The sequence below is a fragment of the Vibrio sp. Y58_MX_L22 genome (assembly GCF_024181865.1).
In the GTDB taxonomy this organism is placed as follows: Bacteria; Pseudomonadota; Gammaproteobacteria; order Enterobacterales; family Vibrionaceae; genus Vibrio; species Vibrio alginolyticus.
Genome location: NZ_JAMZAN010000001.1, coordinates 750,333 through 776,916, shown reverse-complemented (window position 1 = coordinate 776,916; position 26,584 = coordinate 750,333). Strand labels below are relative to the sequence as shown.

The following is a 26,584-nucleotide window of genomic DNA, read 5'->3' as shown; positions in this document are numbered from 1 at the left end:
GAAATTATCATGTCGCGTTTTAAGCTGTATGTCTCGTTATTATTAACTTTGCTTCTTGTTGGTTGTGGACGAGTACAACCTGTAATGAATGTGGAGGATACTCCAGTTGCTTATGATCTTCAAAATAAACAAGTAAAAATGGCCATAGTGCAATCAGCAACTAACCGAGGCTGGACGATCGAAGAAGTAAGCCCTGGTGTTCTTATTGCAAAAATCCACGTTCGTAAACACTCTGCAGAAGTAAAAATCCCATACAATAATAAATATTACTCAATTATTTATCTCAACTCAGTAAATCTCAAAGCAAGTGATGGCAAAATCCACCGTAATTACAATCGTTGGGTAAACAACTTGAATGTTGATATTCAGCGAGCTATTGCATTGTTGGGCAATCAATCTCAACAATAAAACTATTAATTGCAGTTAGGTTTTTCCGTGTTAAATCAAAATAATGACCCTTTTAATGCTTTTGAAGCGAAGACAGAAGCTCAGAAGTTATCTTTTGCACCAATCGTGTTCCAGACCGCCAAAACGCTTCGAGATTTAGGTATTTTAGCCGCTTTAGACAGCGCTGGCGCACAAGGCATGAGTGCCACAGATATTGCCGAGAAAACGGGAGTATCAGAATATGGTGTTAAAGTACTGTTGGATATGGCGATTAGTGCGCATATTGTTTTATGGGAACGACCTAACTATTCGCTTGCAAACCTTGGTTTTTACCTTCTTCATGATGGTATGACGAATGCAAATATGGATTTTACGGCAGATGTTTGTTACGCCGCGATGATGCATTTGACGGAAGCAATTCAAGAAGGTAAACCGTCAGGTTTGAAAGAGTTGGGCAATTGGGAGACCATCTATCAAGGTCTATCGACGTTACCAGAACAAGCCAAACAGAGCTGGTTTAAGTTCGATCATTTCTATTCGGATCGCTCGTTCCCACTTCTGCTTAAAGAGGTATTTGCAAGCAAGCCAAAGCATCTTGTGGATATTGGCGGAAATACGGGAAAATGGGCGATTCAGTGTTGTAAACATGACCCTGACGTTCAAGTGACGATTGTTGATTTACCGCAGCAATTAGAAGTAGCGATGAAGAATGTTTCAGAAAACCAGTTCGTCGAGCGTGTACGTCCATACCCTGCAAACATGCTTGATAAAGCACAAACATTGCCGGAGCATGCTGACGTTTGGTGGATGAGCCAGTTCTTGGATTGCTTTTCCCCAATTGAGATCCTCAATATCCTTAAAAAAGTTAAAGCCCAGTTAACGAAGGGAGATACTATTTACGTATTGGAGCTGTTTTGGGATGCTCAAAAATACGCGGGAGCTTCCTATAGCCTTAATGCCACTTCTCTTTATTTTACCTGTTTAGCTAACGGTAATAGTCGCTTTTATCGCAGTGATGATTTCTTAGAAATTGTCGAAGCGGCAGGTTTATCTGTCGTTGAAAGAACCGACAATATTGGCCTTGGTCATACCTTATTAAAACTACAAGCAAACTAAATTCAGAATGAAAACAGAGCTCAAGCAAGTTGTTGTCGTAGGAGCGGGGCCATCAGGTTCAACCGTTTCTGCGTTATTAAAATCGCGTGGCATAGATGTTGTTGTCTTAGAAAAAGCGACTTTTCCACGTTTTTCCATAGGAGAAAGCCTACTCCCTGCATGTATGGAAGTTGTTGAACAAGCAGGAATGACCAATGCAGTAAAGCAGTTTGGCTTCCAGTATAAAGATGGTGCTGCATTTCGTCGTCATGGTGTATACACCCAGTTCGACTTTACAAACAAATACACGCCAGGACCGGGCACGACGTTTCAGGTTCAACGTGCCAACTTTGATAAAGTATTGGCAGATAGCGCTGAAGAGCAAGGCGTAGAGATTCGCTATCAGCATGAACTGCTCAACCTAGCGTTTGAAGGGAAAAAGTCTCGATTAGAAGTGCTCGACTCAAATAAGAAGGCTTATCAAATCGAAGCAGATTTTGTGCTGGATGCAAGTGGCTTTGGGCGTGTTTTGCCACGCTTGTTGGAGCTAGAAGAACCTTCTTGTCTTCCGCCTAGAAAAGCGATCTTTACCCATATCGAAGATCATATCTCTCCCCAAGAGCCGGAATACGATCGCAACAAAATTTTAATTTCAGTTCATCCTGAAAATCACGACGTATGGTACTGGCTAATCCCATTCTCTAATGGTACTTGTTCGTTTGGTGTGGTGGGTGAGCCAGAATTTTTCGAACAATACCCAGAAGATAAGATTGCAGCGTTGCAGCAGTTAGCCAATGAAGAGCCGGGTTTGGCTGCTTTATTGCGAAATGCGAATTACCCGAATCCAGCAGGCGAGTTGGGTGGCTATTCTGCTAACGTCAAACGTTTAGCGACAGAGCACTACGCGTTGCTTGGTAATGCTGGTGAGTTTCTTGATCCTGTATTTTCATCGGGTGTCACTATCGCCATGAAATCGGCAGAGTTTGCAGCGGACTGCGTGGTTCGTCAGCTGAATGGTGAAAAGGTTGATTGGCAAGAAGAGTACTCGCAACGCTTAATGGTGGGAGTGAACACATTCCGCACTTATGTGGAAGGCTGGTACAACGGCACGTTGCAAGATGTGATTTTCTATCAAAACCCGAACCCACGTATTAAACAGATGATTAGTGCGATTTTGGCTGGATATGCTTGGGATACGAATAATCCTTACGTAAAACAAAGTGAGCAGCGTTTGTCGACGCTTGCAGAACTGGTTCGGGAAGCTGAACTGTAAGAATATACATTCGCTTATCCGAGAATCAGTAAACCTAGGTCTTACCAAAAAATTAGTAAGACCTTTTTAATGCCTCTTTACTTTTACTTCTAGCGTGTTGGAGACACATTGACCACTTACATCGGTGTGTATCGAATTTGAGAATTTTTATGGTGACATTGATCACATCTAGAATTCCTGTTGCTGATATTTATATTAAATTTGTAGGAAATGGATTACATTCTGGGAGTGTTCCCTACATCCGGCTTCGTTGTGAAAACGGTTTATAAGCAACTGTATAAGTTAGTAAAGTTCCAAAAACTACACCAAAAAAAAGACAAGTTTCTTACCAAATCAATTCGCTTGGTGAGTTCGAGCCATCGACTACGCCAAACGCTTCCTCTACTTTCTAAAATTGTCGAAGAACATGACGCATCAACGGTCTCTTCGATTGCAGATCCCGAGAACGCGGTAGCGTGGGGAGGTAAAGTTTCTCCAGAGTTCAAATCTAAAGTCATTCGTATTAGTAAAGAGCTAAAGATCAATCCTAATCATCTTATGGCGTGCATGGCATTTGAAACTGCTGAAACTTTCAGTCCAAGCATCAAAAATGGTTCCGGAAGCGGGGCTACAGGGTTAATTCAATTTATGCCCTCTACCGCAGAGTCATTAGGAGTGAACACAAAGACTCTTGCGAGAATGAGCGCGCTTGAACAACTTGACTATGTGAAAGCGTACTATTGGCCCTATCGAAATAAAATTAATAGCTTAGAAGATGCTTACATGGCCATTCTCTACCCTGCTGCGATTGGTAAACCGCCGTCTTTCGTTTTGTTCAGACAAGGCTCAATTGCCTATCGACAGAATGCAGGTATCGATCGCCACAACACGGGGAAAATCACGCTTAATGATGTTTCCTACAAAGTGAGGAAAAAATTAGAAAAAGGTTTGCAGCCCAATTTCATGGGCTAAGATTGTGTCATGTTCCTAGTTTTTCGCGCATGAATCCTTCTGTTACTTCACGGGGATTCTGATACACTACGCGCCCATTTCCTCTGTTGAGACCTTTCTATGCCATTTTCTAAGCTTGGTTTAAGCGCATCGATTGCTGATGCAGTAAAAGCGCTAGGTTATGAAAAACCCACTTCTATCCAACAAAAAGCCATTCCAATCGTATTGCGTGGCCGCAATTTAATTGCAGCAGCGCAAACGGGCACAGGTAAAACGGCCAGTTTTGTTCTGCCAATCTTAGAAAAGCTTAGTCGAGGCGAAACGCAACGTAAAAAACGCGCTCGTGCGATTATCCTAACGCCAACACGCGAACTTGCGCTTCAGGTTCATCAAAGTATTGAAGCTTATGGTAAAAACTTACCATTACGCTCAATGGCGATGTTTGGTGGTGTGGATTATGCACCACAAAAACAAGCCTTGATCGAGGGGGTCGATATTGTGGTAAGCACGCCTGGGCGCTTGATTGATCTGTACGGTCAACGCGCGATTCACTTTGATGAAGTGGAAATGCTAGTGCTTGATGAAGCCGACAAAATGTTGGATATGGGATTCATCGATGCGATCGACAAAATCGTCGACTGTATGCCAGAACATGTGCAAAGTTTGCTGTTCTCAGCGACGTTATCTAACCCTGTTCGTGACTTGGCGAAAAATGCGATTATTGATCCTGAAGAGATCACGATTGCAAAGCACAGTGCCTCAAAATCAAATATTAAACAGTGGATCACGACCGTCGATAAAGACATGAAGTCGTCGCTGTTAAGTCACTTGCTTAAAGAAAATGACTGGTCGCAAGTACTGGTATTTATTGAAACTAAACACGGCGCAGCCAAACTGGTAAGCCAACTTGAGAAACGTGGCATTGTGGCAGAAGCATTCCACAGTGGCCGTAATCAGCGTGTTCGCCAGGAATTAATAGAAAAGTTTAAAGCGGGTGAAATCCAGTACTTAGTCGCAACCGGCGTTGCTGCGCGCGGTATTGATATTGATAATCTGCCAGTTGTCATCAACTACGATTTACCTTACCCAGCGGATGAGTATGTACATCGTATTGGTCGTACAGGTCGTGCTGGCGCGAAAGGTGAGGCGATATCACTGGTTTCAAAAGACGACTTTAAGAACCTCTGCATGATTGAAAGTCGTTTAGGGCACTTGCTAGAGCGAGTGGAAATTGAAGGTTTTGCGCCAAGAAAGCCAGTACCAATTTCAATTTTAAATTACGTGCCTAAGAATAAACGTAAACCGCACGATAAGCGCGAATCAAAATAGCCAGTTTATCCCATGATCTAAAAGCCGCATTCTTGCGGCTTTTTGCGTTTTAAGGCATCCAATTATGTAGCCATCGCGACGGTTTCTATTCGGTAATGAGGAAAAAAGTTAATCAGTGTCATACGCTTAACACGTAAAGTGAATCAAGGTGCGTTAAGCTTTTGTCAATTATCTGTCCGCAGGTTTGCACAAGGTAAGGAATGGGCGCAAACTTTTTTGCTTGCTAATGAATGCATAATAAGATGGGGCACAAATGAAAACAGGTGATAAGCAATTCGCCGTTATTGGTCTTGGCCGATTTGGTTTGGCAGTGTGTAAAGAGTTACAAGATTCAGGCGCTCAAGTTTTAGCCGTTGACATCAACGAAGACAGAGTTAAAGAAGCCGCCAGTTTTGTTAGTCAGGCGGTTGTGGCTAACTGTACTCACGAAGAGACGGTTGCTGAGCTCAAACTTGATGATTACGACATGGTGATGATTGCCATCGGAGCGGATGTCAATGCCAGTATTCTTGCGACATTGATTGCTAAAGAGGCGGGAGTAAAGTCAGTATGGGTTAAAGCCAACGACCGCTTCCAAGCTCGTGTTCTGCAAAAAATTGGCGCAGACCACATTATCATGCCTGAGCGTGACATGGGGATACGTGTCGCGCGTAAAATGCTCGATAAACGGGTTCTTGAGTTCCACCCATTAGGCAGTGGCTTAGCTATGACGGAGTTTGTGATTGGCTCTCGTTGGATGGGTAAGACACTAAGTGATTTGGCTCTGTGCAAAGTCGATGGCGTGCAAGTGCTAGGGTTTAAACGGGGCCCAGAAATTACCAAGGCACCTGACCTTAATACCACACTAGAAATTGGTGACCTAATTATTGTGGTCGGCCCTCAAGATGCGCTCGCAAATAAATTAAAATCGCTATGACGTATTTTCATCAGAAAGGTGTTTTTTACGCACCAGATGGTAAACAAGAGAAAGCGAAAGGCAATGAACCGCGAATTATATTGCTCAGTTTTCTCGGTGTTTTACTGCCTTCTGCGGTATTGCTAACCTTGCCAGTATTTTCTGTTACGGGCCTGTCGATAACGGATGCTTTGTTTACCGCAACGTCCGCTATTAGTGTGACAGGGCTTGGTGTTGTCGATACTGGGCAACACTTTACGCTTGCGGGTAAAATCTTGCTGATGTTTTTAATGCAAATCGGTGGGTTGGGGCAGATGACTTTGTCGGCGGTCTTACTCTATATGTTCGGCGTGCGTTTGAGTTTGCGTCAACAAGCGCTGGCGAAAGAAGCATTAGGGCAAGATCGGCAAGTCAATCTAAACCGACTAGTAAAGCGGATTGTTGTTTTCGCGCTTGTTGCAGAAACGGTCGGGTTTATTTTTCTCTCTATCCGCTGGGTCCCTGAAATGGGCTGGCAGACTGGTATGTTTTACGCCTTGTTTCATGCAATTTCTGCATTTAACAACGCTGGGTTCGCGCTGTTTTCTGACAGTATGATGAGCTTTGTGAATGATCCGTTGGTTATCTTTACACTGGCGGGGCTATTCATTTTTGGCGGGCTTGGTTTTACTGTTGTGGGTGACATCTGGCTAAACTGGCGCAAAGGTTTCCACTTTTTGCATCTTCACACCAAAATCATGCTGATTGCGACACCGATATTGCTCTTAGTCGGAACGATGATGTTTTGGTTACTTGAGCGAAGCAACCCAAACACAATGGCGTCTTTACCTGCAACAGGGCAATGGTTGGCGGCATTCTTTCAATCTGCGAGTGCGCGAACGGCAGGGTTTAATAGTGTTGACTTGGCGTTGTTTACCCAGCCGGCCTTACTGGTCATGATTGTTCTGATGTTAATTGGAGCGGGTTCCACCTCAACGGGGGGCGGTATTAAAGTTTCCACATTTGCTGTTGCGTTTATGGCTACGTGGACCTTTTTACGCCAAAAGAAACATGTGGTTATGTTTAAGCGAACCATAAATTGGCAAACTGTGACTAAGTCATTGGCAATTATCGTTGTGAGCGGAGCCATCCTGACAAGCGCAATGTTTTTATTGATGCTTACCGAGAAGGCCAGCTTTGATAAAGTTATGTTTGAAACCATTTCCGCATTTGCCACAGTGGGGCTCACCGCCGGCTTGACTGCGGAACTTTCTGAACCTGGTAAATACATTATGATCGTGGTGATGATCATTGGTCGTATTGGGCCGCTCACGCTTGCCTACATGTTGGCACGTCCTGAACCTACCTTGGTCAAATACCCAGAAGACGCCGTTCTTACAGGTTAATATAGCGTTCAACAATGGCCGCGCGACCATTACGAGCATTGATTAATAGCAGTGCTCGTACATTTATAGAATATGTGGAATGTTGCCCAGTTTTACCTACAAATTCGTAGAAGTTCATTTCTTCTTCCTTTCGTTTCGATACTATTCATTCACTCAATTTATATTCTCAGAAGCTACGCTCATAACAGCGTTTTGGAATCCGACGCTTTTGTAGTGTGACACCAAACTACGTCGTGTTATCTGAGCGAATTGATACCAGCCTTCGTCAATAGTCACTCAGTCTTACTCTATGCCCATAGGGTTACTTTGTGTTTGTTGTGCTTGGTATTAATTAACGAATCGAAAAGATGGAGTCGTACTTTGAAATTCAACACACTCGCCATAGCTATGCTAACTGCGCTTCTTGCAGGGAAGAGCATGGCAACTACTCCGCCATCACCGGTTTGGCATACTATTGCGTTGAGCGATGGTAGCTCCAGTGAGGCAATTCTACGTGGAACGGCAGATTTCCACTGGTTTGAAGATAAGCAGGGCAATGCCTTACTTCAGGAAGACGGCGTTTGGTTTTTCGCGCGGATTCAGCGCGAGTCAGACACGCCAATATTGATCTCGACAGGTGTGGTGAAAACGCAGTCGAGTGAGCCACCTGAGTCGGCGAGGTTTCGCCCGGATTTACAAGTTAAACCGCAATTATCTTCTCTAAAAACCATTGAACCGATGGCACGAAAAAACCTACTGCGTTCGGCGCAAGGTTACCAGGCGATGAGCAGTTCAACGGTGAAGCAGCAGCCCCTATTGGTTGTGCAAGTTTCGTTTGATGACCAAGCAATGGTGCATGATTTTGAGCAACGCGTATTTAATACCAATGGTCAAAGCGTTGTGGATTACTTTGATAAAAACTCTCAAGGTAAATTCAAAGTTGTTCCTGCACTTGAGAGTTACGGCACCGCCAATGACGGTGTGATAGATGTGACTGTGGCACAAAGCCACCCTAACTGTCACTCTAGTTCGACTGATAAGACATGCACCGCCAAGTTGAATGCGGTTTTCACCGAGGCTTATCAAAAACTGGATCCATACTTTAATCTTTCGGCCTACGACAGCAATCAAAATGGTACTGTAGAACCGTCAGAACTCTCTGTCATGTTTATTTTTGCGGGGGGCGATCGTTCAACAGGGGTTCTCAACCGTCCTGCTATTTGGCCGCACAAATTCTCTCACGATGATGTCACACTAGATGGTAAAAAGATCACAGACTATTGTGTGTTCGCTGACTATCAAGTTGATCATCAAGCGACCTTGGGCGTGATCGTACACGAGCTTGGCCACTTAATGCTTGGCTTACCGGATTTGTACGCAAGGAACAGTGATGCCTCGATCGGCTCTTGGGGCGTGATGGGTGGCGGTTCATGGGCGCAGAAACCGGGAGATTCATACGCTGGTGACACTCCGGTGAACATGAGTGCATGGAGCAAACACGCTGCTGGTTTTGTTGTACCAACGGTAACTCATGAAAGTCCAGCGCCTATTTCTGTGAACAACGACGATGTCAAGCTGGTGTATCTCGACCCGTACTTGAAAGAGTTTGGTCCACGTATTTACTTGGAAAATCGCACCTTTAGCGGTTACGACCGAGCATTGGCGGCTGAAGGTATCCTAGCGACGTCGGTCAATGTCCAGAACCGCTTTAATGATGTTGGCGCGATGCAGGTTCAAATCATGCAGGCTGATGGTCTGAATGAGTTAGAAAATGATGGTAGGAGTGACGCTGACGATTTATACCCTAATGGTGGCGATGTCATTTCAGATACATCGACCCCGGGTCTGAGAGCGATCACAGGGTTTGATACTGGGGTTCGTATTTCCAACATTGCCAGCAACACCAACGGCGGTAGCTTTTCTCTTGAGCATACAAACGAACCAAATAAATCAGCATGGCTGAACTCTCTTCATCAAGGTTATGTGTACGCGAGTGGGAGTAACACTCTGGCGGTGTCACTGGACTTGAATAGTGATACAGAGCTTGATGGTCTTCAACTTTACGCGCAAAGAGATAGCGCTCAAAGTGACATGACTTATCGAGTTTGGCGATTCCCATTTTCTGGAAACATTGGCTATCGATTAATATTGAATCAAAACAACGCTGAGCTTTTACAGCAAGGTAACTTCCAAAAGTCATCTCGAATTTTATTCCCCCAACCAAGCCAATTGAGTGCGGGTCAGCATTTATTGGTCGTTGAATTGGAAGGCGGTCAATTTGATGCAAACTTTGATTTCGGTCGCTTGCTAAAAACTGAAAAAGCCTCCCTACCTGTAATGTGGACTGGTGATTACAGTGAGATTGGCACGTTTGGTCTAGAAAAAGCCGGGTTCTCTTATATTCCGTTTGCAGCATTATTAAATGTGGATGCGAGCAACTTGGTTGAAGCGAAATCTGATTCGTTACAAACCAATAAAAATACGCCAATCAAACTGAACCTGATGGACAATGATTTCATGGCGGTAGGGTATCAGTTCAATGTGGACATTGTGCAGAAGCCTGAGCACGGCACCATCTCTGGCAACCAGTACCAACCTGAAGCTAACTTCGTTGGTCTGGACACTTTCCAATATCGTTTGTTGTCGGTTGATGGTGCGTACTCATCTTCAATCGTGAATGTGCAGGTGGAAGTGCTTGGCAGCAACGAAGCGCCAGTGGCTGTGATTGATGTTGATAATAAAGACATGACGGTTGGGCAGCGAGTCACGTTGTCTGCGTTAAATAGTACGGATGCTGATGGTGATGTGTTGAGTTATAAATGGGAGCAGTTGGCTGGCACTTCAGTTTCTCTTGGCAATGCAACCAGTGTTAGCACAAGCTTTACGGTGTCTCAAGGTGCAAAAGCTGGTGAGGTTCTGACATTCCGTTTAACCGTGACTGATCCTAGTAATGAAACGTCCAGTGCTACCGTCGATTTAACCATGAAAAACGCAGCGCCACTTACGCTTGCAGATACGGCGACCGTTGCCGTTGGTGAAAGTATTCTGATTGATGTAGCGAGCAATGATTCGGATGTGAACGGCGATAAACTGGTTGTAGAAAGTGTACAGAACGTAACGGGTGTGGGAAGTGCGAGTGTAGAGAATGGCAAAATCCGTTTTCAAGCACCGGATAGCCCTACTGACGGCATCAAGCTGCAATATACGGTTTCAGACGGTCATGGTGCCACTGCTACGGGTGAAGTTATCGTGACGGTTGTTGCTTATTTGAAGACAACGACATTCAAGAACTCTGAAGGTAGCGGCAGTGTTTCTTATTGGGCTTTGATGTTACTTGCAACATTAGGCTGGCGACGTCGCGTCTAAAACGGTATTGAATTGCGGTATAAGCCACTCACATTGAGTGGCTTATTTTTTATCTGATTTATTTTGGTTTCGTTCTCATTATCTTATGAGATGTGTTTCTCATTATTTTTAAAGCGATTTTTCTACTCTGCGGTTACCCTAGGGGCCGATTTTTATGAACTAAGGATGTTATATGTCTACCGAGGGCTTTTCTGTTTCGGAAATATGCCGAGAAGCGGCAGTGATGGTCAGAAGGAATCTACTCGCAATTGTTATTGCTTGTATTCCGTTGATTATCGTGCACTCAATTTTTGCTTTTATGTATCCTGAAATGACGGGGCAAGATCAAGCGAACGTTCAAGAAGGCAATGTCTCAGGATTTTATTTCGTCACAATTATTTTGTACCCACTTGTTGCCGCTATGGCGGCTGTGCGTGTGCATCGAATTTATTTAGCCGGCGATTACATGCACTCTGCGTTGGATGTATTTCGTTTGTCAGCTCGAGAATTCCGTTTCATAGGCTGGTGGATACTGTTTGGACTGATGATGATGCTCGTTATTGGTATCCCGATCTTTGTGTTGTCGTTTATCTACATTGCAGAAAGTGGTGAAGCCGACTTTGTTGCTATGGCTATTATCACAACGATTGCAAGCATTCCTGGCTATTGGGTAATGGCGCGATGGTCATTTGTGTTGCCAGCGACTGCAATGGATCATCAACCGCGCAGTTTGCGTCGTTCGTGGAACCAGAGCAGAGCATACAACAAACAAGTATTCATTTTGATGGGACTAATTCCATTGGGTGCGGGCTTGCTCAGTCAGCTGATCTTTAGCCACTTTACGAATCTCTTTATGTTGAGCCTCGTCGGTGTGGCCTATGGTATTTTTGGCGCGTACCAGCTGGCATTGTTATCGTTGAGCTATAAAACGGTAGTGGATATCGAACGCGCTCGTTTTGATACGCCATCACAGCCACCAAAAACGGGTGAAGAATTTTCCGCTTAACCCTTTGATCGTTTTTACATGCTACCTCCGTTTAGGAGACGGTCTGCGGCAGGTTGATACCTTCCTGCCGCTTTCGCGTTATTCACGCAAAATACCCATGCCCATTTCATGGCTGAATGAAAGGGACATTCACACGTATACTCACAACAGTACTTCTTTTTATTAAGGAACCCTACATGTCCATTTGGCAACGGGTCAATTTCACCCATCGCTTTAGTCAATTACCGTCAGCGTTCTATACGTTGGTCGAGCCACAACCCTTGGACAACACTCGCTGGGTCGCTTGGAATGGTGAGTTTGCACAGCAGTTTGGTTTACCAGAAGAGCAAAACGATGAGTTATTGGCGGTTTTTTCTGGGCTAAGTGAATTCGAACAATTTCGTCCTCTTGCGATGAAATATGCAGGCCATCAGTTTGGCGTTTACAACCCAGATTTGGGCGATGGACGTGGATTACTGTTGGCAGAAATTGAGCATCAGGATGGTACTTGGTTTGATCTTCACCTCAAAGGTGCAGGGCTAACGCCTTACTCGCGAATGGGGGATGGGCGAGCGGTATTACGCTCAACTATCCGTGAGTACTTGTGCAGTGAAGCCATGGCGGGCCTTGGGGTTCCCACGACACGTGCTCTTGGTATGATGGTCAGTGATACACCTGTTTATCGAGAAAAAACGGAATCGGGCGCTTTGTTACTTCGAATGGCTGAAACCCATGTTCGATTCGGTCACTTTGAGCATTTCTTTTACACCAACCAGTTAGCAGAGCAGAAGCTGTTGGCGGATAAGGTGATTGAGTGGCACTTTGCTGATTGTGCATCGGCGGAGAAACCATATGCCGCGATGTTTGACGCCATCGTGACTAAAACAGCCGAGATGATCGCATATTGGCAAGCTTTTGGTTTTGCGCATGGTGTGATGAATACCGATAACATGTCAATTCTTGGGCAAACTTTTGATTATGGTCCGTTTGGCTTTCTTGATGATTATGAGCCGGGATACATTTGTAATCATTCAGACTACCAGGGTCGTTACGCATTTGATCAACAGCCTAGAATTGCGCTTTGGAACCTGTCAGCACTGGCGCATGCGCTATCGCCACTCGTTGAACGAGAAGATTTAGAATCGTCGTTGAGTCAATTTGAAGTTCATTTAAGCCAGCAGTTCAGCCGCCTCATGCGTGAAAAGTTGGGCTTAAAAACCAAGATAGCGGAAGATGGGCGTTTGTTTGAAGCTATGTTTGAGCTTCTTCACCAGAACAAAACGGACTACACTCGCTTCTTCAGAACGCTTTCAAACCTTGATAATGCGCCTTCCCAAGCCGTAATCGATTTATTTCTCGACCGAGAAGCTGCGCGAGCTTGGCTTGATCTGTACTTAGCTCGGTGTGAGCTAGAGGTTGATGAACTAGGGGGCCTGATTTCAACCGAACAGCGTTGCAAACAGATGCGTCAAGCCAATCCCAAATACATCTTGCGTAACTACTTGGCTCAGTTGGCGATTGATAAAGCGGAAGAAGGGGACTTTAGCGAATTACACCGATTGGCCGAACTGTTAAAACGCCCATTTGATGAGCAACCCGAGTTTGATGATTATGCGAAATTGCCGCCGGAATGGGGGAAGAAAATGGAGATAAGCTGTTCTTCATAAATGGGTCATTTCCCACCCATTTATATCTTTTTCTTGGGTGGAATTCACTCGTTACACTTCGGATTCATGTTAACGGGCTTTGTTAATTTATTGAAATATATATAAATTTTAACATGGTCCATTAATTGCTCTTTGTTGAACATCCGTACCCATCGCCTAACACCTAGTTACTCATGGACGGGATGGGATGTGATTCAACAAGGAGAATAATAATGTTTAAGCCTCTAACTCTACTATCTGTCTCTGCACTTGCTGTTACCAGTTTTAATGCTGCCGCAAATTGTGACCCGGGTGAAACGGTCATCAAGTTTAGCCATGTAACGAATGCGGACAAACACCCTAAAGGCATCGCGGCTTCGTTACTTGAAAAGCGCGTCAACGAAGAGATGAACGGTAAAGTCTGTATGCAGGTGTTTCCTAACTCAACACTTTATGATGATGACAAAGTGTTGGAAGCGCTACTGAATGGTGATGTTCAACTCGCTGCTCCTTCTCTTTCTAAGTTTGAGAAATTCACCAAGAAGTACCGCCTTTTCGATCTCCCTTTCTTGTTCGATGATGTCGACGCGGTTGACCGTTTCCAAAACTCGGAAGCGGGTGAAAAGCTGAAAAATTCAATGAAACGTCGTGGCCTACAAGGCATTGCGTTTTGGCATAACGGCATGAAGCAAATGTCAGCCAACAAGCCGCTCATTTCTCCAACTGATGCTGAAGGACTTAAGTTCCGTGTTCAAGCGTCTGATGTACTCGTTGCTCAGTTTGAGCAGCTAGGTGCTAACCCACAAAAAATGTCGTTCAAAGAAGTTTACGGCGGCTTGCAAACTAAGGTTATTGATGGTCAAGAAAATACTTGGTCAAACATTTACGGCAAAAAATTCTTCGAAGTTCAAGATGGCATTACGGAAACGAACCACGGAATTCTGGATTACTTAGTTGTGACGTCAAACGACTTCTGGAAAAACCTACCAGATGATCAGCGCGAGCAGTTAAACACCATTATTCAAGAGGTAACTGCTCAGCGTAATGCTGAGTCAACCAAAGTAAACCTTGCGAATAAGAACAATATCATCGAAGCCGGTGGTGTGGTTCGTACTCTAACGCCAGAACAGCGCCAAGAGTGGGTCACTGCACTTCAACCAGTATGGAAGAAGTTCGAAAAAGACATTGGTTCTGACCTAATCGAAGCCGCTTTGGCGTCTAACCAAAAATAATAACACCTAGCACATTTAGCCCTCTCAAACTGAGGGGGCTCTTTCCCCCTACAGACGACGTGATGTAATTATGGAACAGACTTTTTTTGCCAAGGCTGGACGAATCACTGATGCCATTGAAGAGACTTTGATTGCTTTCTTCTTGGGTGCCATGACCTTGCTGACCTTTGCCAATGTCATCTTTCGTTATGTCTTTAACGACAATATTCTTTGGGCGCTTGAGCTCACCGTTTTCATGTTCGCATGGATGGTGTTGGTTGGCGCATCTTATGGTGTGAAAAAACACTTTCATATTGGTGTCGATGTCATTATTAACATCGTTCCGGAAGGTAAACGAAAAGCCCTGGCGCTTTTTGCAGCAATGTGTTGCTTAGCCTTCTCTATTTTGCTGTTAATTGGCGCTTGGAACTACTGGTATCCGTTCGCTACTGACCGAGCGTGGTATGAAACGGACGATATTCCGATGCCTGAAATACTCCAGTTCATGGCCGACTGGCTAAATGAGGGAGAGCGTTATGAAAAGCTGCCACGTTTTATTCCTTACTTCGCTTTGCCACTTGGAATGGCGCTACTAACGTTTAGATTTGTTCAAGTCACGTGGCAAATCGCTACTGGTAAGCTCGATCGCTTGATTGCAGGACATGAAGCGGAGGAAGAGCTCGAATCTCTTAAAGCTGAGATGAGTGACGCTGAAGACGTAATGGCTCCAAAGGCCTCGCAAGACGCTAAAAACAAGGAGCAATAAGCCATGGATATCTTATTTCTATTTTTGATGGTAATTGGCTTTATGCTGGTTGGCGTGCCAATTGCTATTTCGCTGGGCCTTTCCAGTGTTCTTTTCCTTTTAATGCATTCGGATGCCTCTTTAGCGTCAGTCGCTCAAACGCTGTTTAATGCATTCGCGGGCCACTACACGCTATTGGCTATTCCATTCTTTATATTGGCTTCAAGCTTTATGTCGACGGGTGGCGTAGCAAAGCGGATCATTCGTTTCGCCATTGCCATTGTAGGCTGGTTCCGCGGCGGTTTGGCGATGGCTTCGGTTGTAGCGTGTATGATGTTTGCCGCGTTGTCAGGCTCCTCACCTGCAACGGTTGTTGCCATAGGTAGTATTGTTATCGCAGGCATGATCAAAAACGGTTACTCAAAAGAGTTTGCCTCTGGGGTAATTTGTAACGCAGGTACGCTAGGGATTTTGATCCCACCTTCGATTGTGATGGTGGTGTATGCAGCCGCAACGGATGTGTCAGTTGGACGTATGTTCCTTGGTGGTGTGATTCCCGGTTTGCTGGCGGGTGTCATGTTGATGATCGCGATTTACATTGCCGCGAGAATCAAGAACCTTCCAAAGCAACCTTTTGTCGGTTGGAAAGAAACTTTTGATGCCGCCAAGGATGCAAGCTGGGGCTTGTTGTTGGTCGTCATCATTCTTGGTGGTATCTATGGCGGTATCTTTACGCCGACAGAAGCCGCTGCGGTTGCTGCTGTGTACTCATTCTTTATTGCTAACTTTGTATACAAAGACATGGGGCCATTTGCAGACAAGAAAAACACTAAACCTGCGCTCGTTAAAATCTTCCAAACCTTTGTTCATAAAGACACCAAACACACCCTGTATGAAGCGGGCAAACTCACCATCATGCTGCTGTTCATCATTGCTAATGCCTTAATTTTGAAGCATGTTTTAACGGAAGAACGCATCCCGCAAATGATCACCGAGTCGATGCTCTCGGCTGGTCTCGGACCAATCACTTTCTTGATTGTGGTGAACGTCTTGTTGTTGATTGGTGGTCAGTTTATGGAGCCATCAGGCTTGTTGATCATTGTTGCGCCGCTCGTGTTCCCAATTGCCATTGCATTAGGCATAGACCCAATTCATTTGGGCATAATGATGGTGGTGAATATGGAGATAGGAATGATAACGCCGCCCGTGGGTCTTAACTTATTTGTGACCGCTGGTGTTGCCAAAATGTCGATGATGAACGTAGTGAAGGCAGCATTACCCTGGGTTGGAGTGATGTTCTTATTCCTAATTATCGTCACATATGTACCATGGGTTTCGACTTGGTTGCCTACTACCTTGATGGGGCCGGAGATCATTACCAAGTAATGGAAGCCAGAAAGTAGAAAGAGGTGTGAGAATTCACACCTCTTCGTCTATTGACTTGTAACAAGTTTTGCGCGGGTCTGAATTAATTCGACGTTCATAGTGTCGCCACCTCTTTTTATTTTTGCGACGCTCTTCACCGAATCTTCTCTCTTCTTGATAGCAACCGTCTACGAGCACGGTATCTGTAACAATCGGTATTCTCACTTTTTCGTTCATATCTATAACAACCATGATAAATCCGTTGTTAAAAATTATGATTCAAGTTGAATATAATGCCAGCTATTTGAACGTGTTTTATTTGTAAAGGTCTTTATTTATTTGGTAGCGCTGCATCTTGTCGTAAAGGGTTTTTCTTGGCACATTCAATTGGCACATTGTCTGTTTAATACTACCGTTGTTTTCTAATAAAGCGCCTTCAATGGCTGCTCTCTCAAACTCCGCCACTTGCTCTGCAAGGCTTGAGGAAGACTTAGCAACTGGGTTCGATTCTCCCAACTGAATTAACTTACCCAATAGCACAAAACGCTCTGCAGCATTTCTGAGTTCTCGAACATTGCCAGGCCAGTCATGGCTCATCAGTTGCGCTAGATCTTGGGGTGACAAGCTAGGTGAGCTTTTGCCATAACGTGAAGCTGCTACCAACAGAAAGTGGTGAAAGAGGGCGGGAATGTCTTCTTTTCGTTCGCGTAGTGGCGGGAGATCCAAGGTCACGACATTGAGCCGATAATAGAGGTCCTGACGGAAAGTACCTTCTTCAGCTGCGTGTTTTAAATCGACCTTTGTTGCGGCAATCACTCGAATATCTAAAGGCAATAATTCATTGGAACCGACACGCTCAATCACGCGCTCTTGTAATACCCTCAATAAACGAATTTGGGCTTGGATAGGCATCGACTCGATCTCATCCAAGAAAAGTGTGCCGCCTTGTGCAAACTCAAATTTACCGATACGACGGCTTTCGGCGCCAGTGAATGCGCCTTTTTCATGGCCGTAGAGTTCACTCTCAATTAAGTTCTCTGGAACCGCTCCACAATTTACGGCGACAAAGTTTTGGTTCCGGCGAGAGCTTTGCTCATGTAAAGAACGAGCGATTAACTCTTTCCCTGTACCGGTCTCACCAAACAATAAAATATCGGCGTCGGTATCGGCGATTTGGGTGATGGTCTCTCGTAATATTTGGATGCTAGAGGTTTCACCAATAACTCGTGGACCAAGGGTTTTACTGGCTTTAAGTGACAGGCGCAGTTTTTCATTTTCATTGGTTAGTTTGCGCTTCTCAATCGCCCGCTTAACCGTTTCAACCAAATGTTCTGGCGCAAAAGGTTTCTCAATGAAGTCGTAAGCGCCTTGATGAAGGGCTTGCACAGCCATGGAAATATCACCGTGTCCCGTGATCATGATGACGGGTAAGTTTGCATCGCGTTGAGTCAAAGTTGTCAGCATATCCATACCAGAAATGCCCGGCAAACAGATATCAGTGACCACGACGCCAGCTTCTTCTCCTTGCTGCATCGCTATTAAAGCCGATTCTGCATCCACAAAAAACTTGGCGTCGATATCCGCCAGTTCAAAGGTCTGTTCTATAGCGAGTCTGAGATCGGCCTCATCATCAATAAAAAACACCTGACACATGATCTTATCCTTTTGATGGTTCAGTGTTGTAAGAAGTGATAGGTAAACACAATGAGAATCGAGCGCCGCCTTGTTCTCGATTATGGGCACATAATTTTCCATTCATACTGGCTAAGATTTGTTGCGAGATAGAGAGACCCAAACCTAAACCGTTCAGTTTAGTAGTTAGAAACGGTTCACATAAATCAGAAAGTGAGAAAGAGCCAAGCCCTGGGCCATTATCATCAACATGAATCCAAACCAAATCAGTGTGCTCATCGTGTTCTACAGATAATTCTACCTGTTTGTCTTGTTGTTCTTTGAGTGCTTCTATCGCATTAGTCAGTAAATTGACCAACACTTGCTCCAGTTGAATAATATTGATCTGCACTTCAACATCATGCTTTGGCAAATTTGTTTCTAACGTGACGCGCCCTGATTTAAATGCGGGCTTCATCAGTTCTTTTACAGAGGCAATCACAGGGAACAATCGAGATTGAGCCAACTCGTCACCACTGGTTTTTTTGGCGAAAGAGCGAAGTTGCTGACTGATATTTGCCATACGGTCAGTGAGAGCAGAAATGCGAGTGAGATTATCTTCCACTCGCTCATATTTTTCTTTTTTTAGAAACAGCTTGCCGTTCTCCGCAAAGCTACGAATTGCCGCAAGTGGATTATTCAGTTCATGGCTGATACTGGCTGACATTTGTCCTAACACCGCGAGTTTCGCTGCTTGCACCAATTCATCTTGAGTAACGCGTAAAGTTTGCTCGGTATCGATACGCTGTGCGATCTCAGCTTGCAACTCGGCAGTCCGTGCCATGACTTGATATTCCAACTTTTGATTGGCTTCTTGTTGAATTCGTTCAATTTGCAAGTGACGCTGTTGACGGTGATAGATAAGCTGACCAATTAAAAACAAAACCATGAATGCTAGAGTGAGTACAAAGATGTAACCCATGGTGAACCAAACGATCGACTGTTTAGGAGACAGCACACGAATTGTCAGTTTGAGTTCGGGAAGGGGCAGCGAAGAGACCACCAAGGTTCCTTTATTGTATGGGTAACCCTGTTTAAGCTCAGAATGCACCTCGTCCAAACTACCTACTAATCCAAGCGTTTCAATTGGCGCATCAAGATATTGTTGGCTTGCCCAAACTTGCTTTTTCTCTTTTTTTGTCAGTGGTTGTAAGCTTTTGAGTAGCCATTCACTTCGGCTACTCATGAAAACAATTCCGTATGGGTCGCTGGCGACAAAAACACTGTTAGGTTGCTGCCAGTTGTCCTCTATCTTACTTAGGTCCATCTTCACCACGACGACACCAAGTACACCGCCAGCGTATACGATGGGATAAGAATAGTAGTAGCCACGTTTACCAGATGTTGAGCCCAGTGCGTAGTATTGGCTTCGTTTACCTACAATGGCTTGTTTGAAATAAGGTCGAAATGCAAAATTTCGACCGATAAAGGAGCGCTCTTTACGCCAGTTGCTGGCCGCGATCGTTGTACCCCATTGATCGATTAAGTACGTATCCGCTGCTTCAATCACGGCATTAACGGATTCTAAATACCGATTAGTGATTTCCAGTTGCGCACTGTTGTTGGGGTGCAGAAGCGCTTGATAAAGAGGATCATCTTTAGCGAGAAGATTTGGGATATGGGCGTACTTATCGAGTTTATTTTTTATATGGCCAGAAAACTGCTCCAGCTGTGATTGGTGTTTATCAAGTAGAGATTGATAACTGGTCTGCCAAACCCAATGGCCACCGATAATTGCGGACAGGAAATAGAAAGCAAAAAATGTCAGCAGAATCCGTTTTTTTTGCGACATCCTTACACTCCTTACAACTTCCTTTGGTCACGTAAGAAAATGTTAATAGTTTGTAGGAAGGATTAGGGATTTAGTTTTCAACTCTGTGGAGTAAAACAAGAGCAAGATCTCTTTTTAGGCTTTTCGATAAAAAAACCGGTCGATTCTCTTGAAAAAGTCGCTATTGTCCCCATTCTAGATATGCTGGCGATGCTTAGACGGTGTCTGAATCGCATTTTTGAAGAAAAAATGGGTCAGCATTCGAGAATTTAGCGCAGACAATGTCCACATAGTGGCTATTGGCTCGACAGGGTTGCGACAGATCGCTAGAATGTCGCGTCTAAAAATTCTGTCCTGAGGCTAATAGGAGATACCTTTGGTTATTTTATCGAAGATATCACTGATTAGTCCGGTACTGACAACCAGTATCGATACTCGATTTTAAATTAGGTGTTCGGACAGAACACTACACAAGGATGAAGCGTAAGCTCCTCTGAGTTTCGCTCATACGCTCGGAAAACCGAGCCACTTTAGAGGTTTATATATAATGCAAGTTACTGTTGAAACGCTAGAGGGCCTAGAGCGCCGTCTAAACATTACTGTTCCAGCTGCAAACATCGAAGACGCTGTAACAGCTGAACTACGCAACATCGCTAAAAACCGTCGTTTCGATGGTTTCCGTAAGGGTAAAGTGCCTCTAAAAATGGTTGCTAAGATGTACGGCAAAGCAGTACGTCAAGACGTTCTTGGTGAAGTAATGCAACGCCACTTTATCGAAGCTATCGTTAAAGAGAAAATCAACCCAGCTGGCGCTCCAACTTTCGCTCCTGTAGAGAACAAAGAAGGTTCAGACCTAGTTTTCACTGCAACTTTTGAAGTTTACCCAGAAGTTGAGCTTAAAGGCCTAGAGAGCATCACTGTTGAAAAACCACTAACAGAAGTTAAAGATGCAGACGTAGAAGAGATGATCGATACTCTACGTAAGCAACAAGCAACTTGGGTTGAAGTTGAAGAAGCAGCAGAAGATGGCAAACGCGTAAGCATCGACTTCGTTGGTTCTATCGACGGTGAAGAGTTCGAAGGCGGTAAAGCTGAGAACTTCCCTCTAGAAATGGGTGCTGGTCGCATGATCCCTGGTTTCGAAGACGGTATCGCAGGTAAAACTGCTGGTATGGAATTCGACATCGACGTGACTTTCCCAGAAGATTACCACGCTGAAAACCTAAAAGGTAAAGCAGCTAAGTTCGCAATCAAAGTGAACAAAGTTGAAGCTCGTGAACTTCCAGAACTAAACGACGAGTTCGTTGCTAAGTTCGGTGTTGTTGAAGGTGGTGTTGAAGCACTTAAAGCTGAAGTTCGTAAGAACATGGAACGCGAACTTAAGCAAGCTGTTAAGAACCGCATCAAAGAGCAAGCGATTGACGGTCTAGTTGAGCAAAACGACATCAACGTACCATCAGCGCTTATCGAGCAAGAAATCCAAGTTCTACGTCAACAAGCTGCACAACGCTTCGGTGGTAACCCAGAAGCTGCTGCTCAGCTTCCACGTGAACTGTTCGAAGAACAAGCTAAACGTCGCGTAGTTGTTGGTCTTCTACTAGGTGAAGTAATCAAATCTGAAGAGCTAAAAGCGGACGACGAGAAAGTTAAAGCGCTAATCGAAGAAATGGCTACTGCATACGAAGATCCATCAGAAGTTATTGCTTACTACGAGCAAAACGAAGAAATGATGAACAACATGCGCAACGTAGCTCTAGAAGAGCAAGCAATCGACGCGATCATCGCTAAAGCACAGGTTTCTGAGAAAGAAGTAGGCTTCAACGAGCTACTTAACCAACAACAACCTGCTGCTTAATAAGCAATATCTTGCGTAGAAGGTTGACTTAACGTTAACTATTCTGCTAACAATGGTCCGTATGATAGTCATCATCCGGGCCATTTATTTTAGGGACATAAGAATATGAGCTACCAAGAAAAAAATGCAATGTCGCCAATTATGGACGCGCTAGTACCAATGGTGGTTGAACAAACTTCCCGAGGCGAACGTTCTTACGACATCTACTCACGTCTGCTGAAAGAGCGCGTGATTTTTTTAACGGGTCAAGTGGAAGACCACATGGCAAACCTTGTCGTGGCTCAGCTACTTTTCCTAGAATCTGAAAATCCAGATAAAGATATTTTCCTATACATCAACTCACCAGGCGGCAGCGTAACAGCAGGTATGTCTATTTACGACACCATGCAGTTCATTAAGCCAAATGTGAGCACAGTATGTATGGGTCAAGCATGTTCAATGGGTGCCTTCCTGCTTGCAGGTGGTGCGCCAGGTAAGCGTTACGTACTGCCTAACTCTCGTGTAATGATCCACCAACCATTGGGTGGTTTCCAGGGTCAAGCTTCTGATATCCAAATCCATGCTCAGGAAATCCTGACGATTAAACAGAAGCTAAACAAGTTGTTAGCAGAACATACAGGCCAACCTCTTGAAGTCATTGAGCGCGATACTGATCGTGATAACTTCATGTCATCAGAGCAGGCTGTGGAATACGGTATCGTGGATGCAGTGTTAAGCCACCGTGGCGAGTAATTTGCCAGCGCATTTTGGCAAAAATTGATATACACTCATTCATGAAGAGTAAAGGCTAAGAGGTTAGCGAATGACAGATAAAAGCAAAGAAAGTGGCAGCGGTAAATTGCTGTACTGTTCTTTCTGCGGCAAAAGTCAGCACGAAGTTCGCAAGCTAATCGCAGGTCCGTCAGTGTACATTTGCGACGAGTGTGTCGACTTATGTAACGATATTATTCGCGAAGAAATCAAGGATGTTCTCCCTAAGAAAGAATCTGAAGCGTTACCAACGCCAAAACAGATCCGTGAACACCTTGATGACTATGTGATCGGGCAAGATTACGCGAAAAAAGTGCTCGCAGTTGCGGTATATAACCACTACAAGCGTTTACGCAATGGTGATACAACGAGCGAAGGTGTGGAGCTTGGTAAGAGTAACATCCTTCTAATTGGTCCTACAGGTAGCGGTAAAACACTACTTGCGGAGACATTAGCTCGATTCTTGGATGTGCCATTTACAATGGCAGACGCGACGACACTAACCGAAGCCGGTTACGTAGGTGAAGACGTTGAAAACATCATCCAAAAGCTTCTGCAAAAATGTGATTACGATGTAGCTAAAGCGGAACGCGGCATCGTTTACATTGATGAAATTGATAAGATTTCACGCAAAGCTGAAAACCCATCTATTACGCGTGACGTATCTGGTGAAGGTGTTCAGCAGGCGCTACTAAAACTTATCGAAGGTACGGTTGCATCGGTTCCACCTCAAGGTGGTCGTAAGCATCCTCAGCAAGAATTCCTACAAGTGGACACATCTAAGATCCTGTTCATTTGTGGTGGTGCTTTTGCTGGCTTAGACAAGGTGATTGAGCAGCGTGTTGCAACAGGTACAGGTATTGGCTTTGGTGCTGAAGTTCGTTCGAAGAATGAATCGAAGACGGTAGGTGAGCTATTTACTCAAGTTGAACCTGAAGACTTAGTGAAGTACGGCCTCATTCCAGAATTCATTGGTCGTCTACCTGTAACAACAACACTGACTGAGCTTGATGAAGAAGCGTTGATTCAGATCCTATGTGAACCGAAGAACGCACTGACCAAGCAATATGCAGCATTGTTTGAGCTAGAAAACGCCGAACTTGAATTCCGTGAAGATGCGCTGCGCGCTATCGCGAAAAAAGCAATGGAGCGTAAAACAGGTGCTCGTGGCTTACGCTCGATTCTTGAAGGCGTGCTACTTGAAACCATGTACGAATTACCATCTGCAACAGACGTTAGTAAAGTCGTGATTGATGAGTCCGTCATTAATGGCGAGTCAGAGCCACTGCTTATTTACAGTAACGCAGACAATCAGGCAGCTGGAGCAGAGTAAATTCAGCCATAATGAAAAAGGAGGTAAGTAATTACCTCCTTTTTTTATTTCTCTTATTGAATCCAAACAATTAGCCCCCATATACTGCCTTAAGTAATACGTTAAACGTGAAAGCGGAAGAGAGAATTATATGAACTTGGAACGTTCCGAGCGTATCGAGATCCCGGTACTACCTCTACGTGACGTAGTGGTCTACCCACACATGGTTATTCCATTGTTTGTTGGTCGTGAGAAATCGATTAGCTGTCTAGAAACGGCGATGGAAACCAACAAACAAGTTCTTCTTGTGGCACAAAAGCAAGCGGATACTGACGAGCCTACGGTTGACGACCTATTTGACGTAGGTACGGTAGCCACCATTCTCCAGCTCTTGAAGCTTCCGGATGGCACAGTAAAAGTATTGGTCGAAGGCCAGCAGCGAGCAAAAATCAATCACTTTAAAGAGAGTGACTTCTTCCTAGCGGAAGCTGAATTTGTTGTTACGCCAGAATTGGATGAGCGTGAGCAAGAAGTGATTGTTCGCAGCGCGATTAATCAGTTTGAAGGGTTCATTAAGCTAAACAAGAAGATTCCACCAGAAGTGCTAACGTCACTTAATGGTATCGACGAAGCCGCACGCTTAGCGGATACCATTGCGGCTCATATGCCGTTAAAGTTGGTAGATAAGCAGCAAGTGCTTGAAATTGTTGACGTCACTGAGCGTCTGGAATTCCTGATGGGCCAGATGGAATCAGAGATCGACTTGCTGCAAGTTGAAAAACGAATTCGTGGTCGCGTTAAAAAGCAAATGGAAAAATCTCAGCGTGAGTATTATCTGAATGAGCAAATGAAAGCGATTCAGAAAGAACTTGGTGAGATGGAAGACGCACCAGACGAGTTCGAAACGCTACAGAAGAAGATTGACGAATCAAAAATGCCTCAAGAGGCACGTGAAAAGACAGAGCAAGAGCTGCAAAAGCTTAAGATGATGTCTCCAATGTCTGCTGAAGCAACAGTGGTTCGTAGCTACATCGATTGGATGGTCAGCGTTCCTTGGGCTAAGCGCTCAAAAGTTAAGAAAAACTTAGCGAAAGCAGAAGAGGTTCTTAATGAAGATCACTACGGTCTAGAACGCGTCAAAGAACGTATCCTTGAATACCTGGCGGTTCAAAACCGTATCAACAAGCTAAAAGGCCCTATCCTTTGTCTTGTTGGTCCTCCTGGTGTCGGTAAAACATCTCTTGGTCGTTCAATTGCTTCAGCTACAGGCCGTAAGTATGTTCGTATGGCGTTGGGTGGTGTGCGTGATGAAGCGGAAATTCGTGGTCATCGTCGTACTTATATCGGCTCATTACCAGGCAAATTGATCCAGAAGATGTCGAAGGTTGGTGTGAAGAACCCGCTGTTCTTATTGGACGAAATCGACAAAATGTCTTCCGATATGCGTGGTGATCCGGCATCGGCTCTACTAGAAGTACTTGATCCTGAACAGAATAACTCGTTCAACGATCACTACCTAGAAGTGGATTACGATCTCTCTGACGTTATGTTTGTTGCGACATCGAACTCGATGAACATCCCGGGTCCATTGTTAGACCGTATGGAAGTTATTCGTTTATCTGGTTACACCGAAGACGAGAAGCTGAACATTGCAAAACGTCACCTTGTTGATAAACAAGTGAAGCGTAATGGCTTGAAAGCGGATGAGATCGTCATTGAAGATTCTGCGATTATTGGCATCATTCGTTACTACACGCGTGAAGCGGGTGTCCGTAACTTAGAGCGTGAGATTTCTAAGATCTGCCGTAAAGCGGTGAAGAACATCTTGCTGGATAAGGACATCAAGTCAGTAACGGTAACGATGGACAACCTAAAAGAGTACTTAGGTGTTCAACGTTTCGATTACGGTAAAGCGGATGAAAGTAACCGAATTGGTCAAGTAACTGGCCTAGCTTGGACCGAAGTGGGTGGCGATCTATTAACGATTGAAACTCAATCAATGCCAGGTAAAGGTAAGCTGACACAAACGGGTTCTCTTGGTGATGTGATGCAAGAGTCTATCCAAGCAGCAATGACAGTGGTTCGCTCTCGTGCAGAAAAGCTAGGTATCAATACTGACTTCTACGAGAAGAAAGATATTCACGTACACGTCCCGGAAGGCGCGACACCAAAAGATGGCCCAAGTGCGGGTACAGCAATGTGTACAGCATTGGTTTCTTCTCTAACAGGCAACCCTGTGAAAGCAGAAGTAGCGATGACGGGTGAAATCACACTGCGTGGTGAGGTTCTACCTATCGGCGGCCTAAAAGAGAAGTTACTTGCGGCACACCGTGGTGGCATTAAGACAGTGCTAATTCCAAAAGATAACGAGCGTGATTTGGAAGAGATTCCTGATAATGTTATCGCGGATCTGGAAGTTATCCCTGTACAGTGGATTGATGAAGTACTGAAAGTCGCACTAGAGCGAGACCCGACGGGCGTTGAGTTTGAGTCTCAAAAATAGTGATGTGTAGCAAAAATAAGTAAAAGTTTACGCTGATAAGCCCAAAAAGGCTTGTCAGCGTTTTTTTTGGGCGCTAAGTTAGTTTCGATAGCTGCCAGCCCTTGATGAATAAGGGGTGGAGCATATTTTCTTAACAATGGAACGAAAGTCAT

At 44.6% G+C, this 26,584-nt stretch carries 20 protein-coding genes and 1 pseudogene; 18 read left to right on the top strand and 3 right to left on the bottom strand.

The genetic code is table 11. The features are described from left to right. Nucleotides 1-9 precede the first annotated feature (9 nt). The 13 genes from NL626_RS03315 to NL626_RS03255 all read left to right on the top strand — a co-directional run bounded on the left by NL626_RS03315 (nt 10) and on the right by NL626_RS03255 (nt 16,591). Nucleotides 10-408: a hypothetical protein gene (locus tag NL626_RS03315; RefSeq protein WP_005382272.1), complete on the top strand. Its 399-nt coding sequence runs from the start codon at nt 10-12 to the stop codon at nt 406-408. Nucleotides 409-435: 27 nt separating this feature from the next. Then, a complete protein-coding gene (locus NL626_RS03310; RefSeq protein ID WP_053307501.1) occupies nt 436-1,503 on the top strand; it encodes a class I SAM-dependent methyltransferase in 1,068 nt (355 codons plus the stop codon). A 7-nt stretch (nt 1,504-1,510) separates the two neighbouring features. Then, nucleotides 1,511-2,755 (top strand): NAD(P)/FAD-dependent oxidoreductase, encoded by a 1,245-nt coding sequence (locus NL626_RS03305; RefSeq protein ID WP_054865735.1) that lies wholly within the window; start codon nt 1,511-1,513, stop codon nt 2,753-2,755. Between the two features lie 210 nt (nt 2,756-2,965). Then, complete coding sequence (locus NL626_RS03300; protein WP_081008346.1) at nt 2,966-3,706, top strand: transglycosylase SLT domain-containing protein; 741 nt, start codon at nt 2,966-2,968, stop codon at nt 3,704-3,706. A gap of 99 nt (nt 3,707-3,805) precedes the next feature. After that, nucleotides 3,806-5,014: a DEAD/DEAH box helicase gene (locus tag NL626_RS03295; protein WP_005382264.1), complete on the top strand. Its 1,209-nt coding sequence runs from the start codon at nt 3,806-3,808 to the stop codon at nt 5,012-5,014. Nucleotides 5,015-5,267: 253 nt separating this feature from the next. Next, the gene (locus NL626_RS03290) at nt 5,268-5,930 is read left to right on the top strand and encodes a TrkA family potassium uptake protein (protein WP_005388291.1); all 663 of its coding nucleotides are present in this window, start codon (nt 5,268-5,270) and stop codon (nt 5,928-5,930) included. Beyond that, a complete protein-coding gene (locus NL626_RS03285) occupies nt 5,927-7,294 on the top strand; it encodes a TrkH family potassium uptake protein (RefSeq protein ID WP_025766961.1) in 1,368 nt (455 codons plus the stop codon). Before NL626_RS03290 ends, NL626_RS03285 begins: the two co-directional genes overlap by 4 nt. Before the next feature lie 360 nt (nt 7,295-7,654). After that, on the top strand, nt 7,655-10,639 hold the full coding sequence (locus tag NL626_RS03280) for a M6 family metalloprotease domain-containing protein (protein ID WP_253656982.1): 2,985 nt from the start codon (nt 7,655-7,657) through the stop codon (nt 10,637-10,639). 172 nt (nt 10,640-10,811) lie between these two features. Then, nucleotides 10,812-11,624 (top strand): sugar transporter, encoded by an 813-nt coding sequence (locus NL626_RS03275; protein ID WP_151514620.1) that lies wholly within the window; start codon nt 10,812-10,814, stop codon nt 11,622-11,624. 176 nt (nt 11,625-11,800) lie between these two features. Beyond that, nucleotides 11,801-13,270, top strand: coding sequence for a protein adenylyltransferase SelO (locus NL626_RS03270; protein WP_053303268.1), 1,470 nt, complete (start codon nt 11,801-11,803; stop codon nt 13,268-13,270). Nucleotides 13,271-13,482: 212 nt separating this feature from the next. After that, on the top strand, nt 13,483-14,481 hold the full coding sequence (locus tag NL626_RS03265; RefSeq protein ID WP_017634784.1) for a TRAP transporter substrate-binding protein: 999 nt from the start codon (nt 13,483-13,485) through the stop codon (nt 14,479-14,481). Nucleotides 14,482-14,551: 70 nt separating this feature from the next. Then, nucleotides 14,552-15,226 (top strand): TRAP transporter small permease, encoded by a 675-nt coding sequence (locus NL626_RS03260; protein ID WP_005384308.1) that lies wholly within the window; start codon nt 14,552-14,554, stop codon nt 15,224-15,226. Between the two features lie 3 nt (nt 15,227-15,229). Next, the gene (locus tag NL626_RS03255) at nt 15,230-16,591 is read left to right on the top strand and encodes a TRAP transporter large permease (protein ID WP_005382255.1); all 1,362 of its coding nucleotides are present in this window, start codon (nt 15,230-15,232) and stop codon (nt 16,589-16,591) included. A gap of 33 nt (nt 16,592-16,624) precedes the next feature. On the opposite strand, the gene NL626_RS03250 is transcribed toward NL626_RS03255, so the two are convergent. The 3 genes from NL626_RS03250 to NL626_RS03240 all read right to left on the bottom strand — a co-directional run bounded on the left by NL626_RS03250 (nt 16,625) and on the right by NL626_RS03240 (nt 20,033). Next, nucleotides 16,625-16,807 (bottom strand): hypothetical protein, encoded by a 183-nt coding sequence (locus NL626_RS03250; protein ID WP_021034161.1) that lies wholly within the window; start codon nt 16,805-16,807, stop codon nt 16,625-16,627. 78 nt (nt 16,808-16,885) lie between these two features. Beyond that, nucleotides 16,886-18,223, bottom strand: coding sequence for a sigma-54 dependent transcriptional regulator (locus NL626_RS03245; RefSeq protein ID WP_017819922.1), 1,338 nt, complete (start codon nt 18,221-18,223; stop codon nt 16,886-16,888). Nucleotides 18,224-18,227: 4 nt separating this feature from the next. Next, nucleotides 18,228-20,033: an ATP-binding protein gene (locus tag NL626_RS03240; protein ID WP_053307496.1), complete on the bottom strand. Its 1,806-nt coding sequence runs from the start codon at nt 20,031-20,033 to the stop codon at nt 18,228-18,230. Between the two features lie 39 nt (nt 20,034-20,072). On the opposite strand from NL626_RS03240, the pseudogene NL626_RS03235 reads away from it, so the two are divergent. From NL626_RS03235 to lon, 5 genes and pseudogenes are all read left to right on the top strand, one after another. Continuing rightward, nucleotides 20,073-20,285: pseudogene (locus NL626_RS03235) on the top strand (hypothetical protein). 274 nt (nt 20,286-20,559) lie between these two features. Further along, on the top strand, nt 20,560-21,867 hold the full coding sequence (gene tig, locus NL626_RS03230; protein ID WP_005382251.1) for a trigger factor: 1,308 nt from the start codon (nt 20,560-20,562) through the stop codon (nt 21,865-21,867). A 105-nt stretch (nt 21,868-21,972) separates the two neighbouring features. Continuing rightward, nucleotides 21,973-22,599 (top strand): ATP-dependent Clp endopeptidase proteolytic subunit ClpP, encoded by a 627-nt coding sequence (clpP, locus tag NL626_RS03225; RefSeq protein ID WP_005382347.1) that lies wholly within the window; start codon nt 21,973-21,975, stop codon nt 22,597-22,599. A 70-nt stretch (nt 22,600-22,669) separates the two neighbouring features. Continuing rightward, nucleotides 22,670-23,950, top strand: coding sequence for an ATP-dependent protease ATP-binding subunit ClpX (clpX, locus tag NL626_RS03220; protein ID WP_005382345.1), 1,281 nt, complete (start codon nt 22,670-22,672; stop codon nt 23,948-23,950). 130 nt (nt 23,951-24,080) lie between these two features. Further along, the gene (gene lon, locus NL626_RS03215; RefSeq protein ID WP_005382343.1) at nt 24,081-26,432 is read left to right on the top strand and encodes an endopeptidase La; all 2,352 of its coding nucleotides are present in this window, start codon (nt 24,081-24,083) and stop codon (nt 26,430-26,432) included. The last annotated feature ends 152 nt before the right edge of the window (nt 26,433-26,584 follow it).

What these genes read in the sequence shown, in the direction of transcription:
- NL626_RS03290 (WP_005388291.1), top strand. Translation starts at nt 5,268, where the DNA reads ATGAAAACAGGTGATAAGCAATTCGCCGTTATTGGTCTTGGCCGATTT.
- lon (WP_005382343.1), top strand. Translation starts at nt 24,081, where the DNA reads ATGAACTTGGAACGTTCCGAGCGTATCGAGATCCCGGTACTACCTCTA.
- NL626_RS03270 (WP_053303268.1), top strand. Translation starts at nt 11,801, where the DNA reads ATGTCCATTTGGCAACGGGTCAATTTCACCCATCGCTTTAGTCAATTA.
- NL626_RS03300 (WP_081008346.1), top strand. Translation starts at nt 2,966, where the DNA reads ATGGATTACATTCTGGGAGTGTTCCCTACATCCGGCTTCGTTGTGAAA.
- clpP (WP_005382347.1), top strand. Translation starts at nt 21,973, where the DNA reads ATGAGCTACCAAGAAAAAAATGCAATGTCGCCAATTATGGACGCGCTA.
- NL626_RS03245 (WP_017819922.1), bottom strand. Translation starts at nt 18,223, where the DNA reads ATGTGTCAGGTGTTTTTTATTGATGATGAGGCCGATCTCAGACTCGCT.
- tig (WP_005382251.1), top strand. Translation starts at nt 20,560, where the DNA reads ATGCAAGTTACTGTTGAAACGCTAGAGGGCCTAGAGCGCCGTCTAAAC.
- NL626_RS03305 (WP_054865735.1), top strand. Translation starts at nt 1,511, where the DNA reads ATGAAAACAGAGCTCAAGCAAGTTGTTGTCGTAGGAGCGGGGCCATCA.
- NL626_RS03260 (WP_005384308.1), top strand. Translation starts at nt 14,552, where the DNA reads ATGGAACAGACTTTTTTTGCCAAGGCTGGACGAATCACTGATGCCATT.
- NL626_RS03295 (WP_005382264.1), top strand. Translation starts at nt 3,806, where the DNA reads ATGCCATTTTCTAAGCTTGGTTTAAGCGCATCGATTGCTGATGCAGTA.
- NL626_RS03240 (WP_053307496.1), bottom strand. Translation starts at nt 20,033, where the DNA reads ATGTCGCAAAAAAAACGGATTCTGCTGACATTTTTTGCTTTCTATTTC.
- NL626_RS03250 (WP_021034161.1), bottom strand. Translation starts at nt 16,807, where the DNA reads ATGAACGAAAAAGTGAGAATACCGATTGTTACAGATACCGTGCTCGTA.
- NL626_RS03315 (WP_005382272.1), top strand. Translation starts at nt 10, where the DNA reads ATGTCGCGTTTTAAGCTGTATGTCTCGTTATTATTAACTTTGCTTCTT.
- NL626_RS03285 (WP_025766961.1), top strand. Translation starts at nt 5,927, where the DNA reads ATGACGTATTTTCATCAGAAAGGTGTTTTTTACGCACCAGATGGTAAA.
- clpX (WP_005382345.1), top strand. Translation starts at nt 22,670, where the DNA reads ATGACAGATAAAAGCAAAGAAAGTGGCAGCGGTAAATTGCTGTACTGT.
- NL626_RS03255 (WP_005382255.1), top strand. Translation starts at nt 15,230, where the DNA reads ATGGATATCTTATTTCTATTTTTGATGGTAATTGGCTTTATGCTGGTT.
- NL626_RS03275 (WP_151514620.1), top strand. Translation starts at nt 10,812, where the DNA reads ATGTCTACCGAGGGCTTTTCTGTTTCGGAAATATGCCGAGAAGCGGCA.
- NL626_RS03265 (WP_017634784.1), top strand. Translation starts at nt 13,483, where the DNA reads ATGTTTAAGCCTCTAACTCTACTATCTGTCTCTGCACTTGCTGTTACC.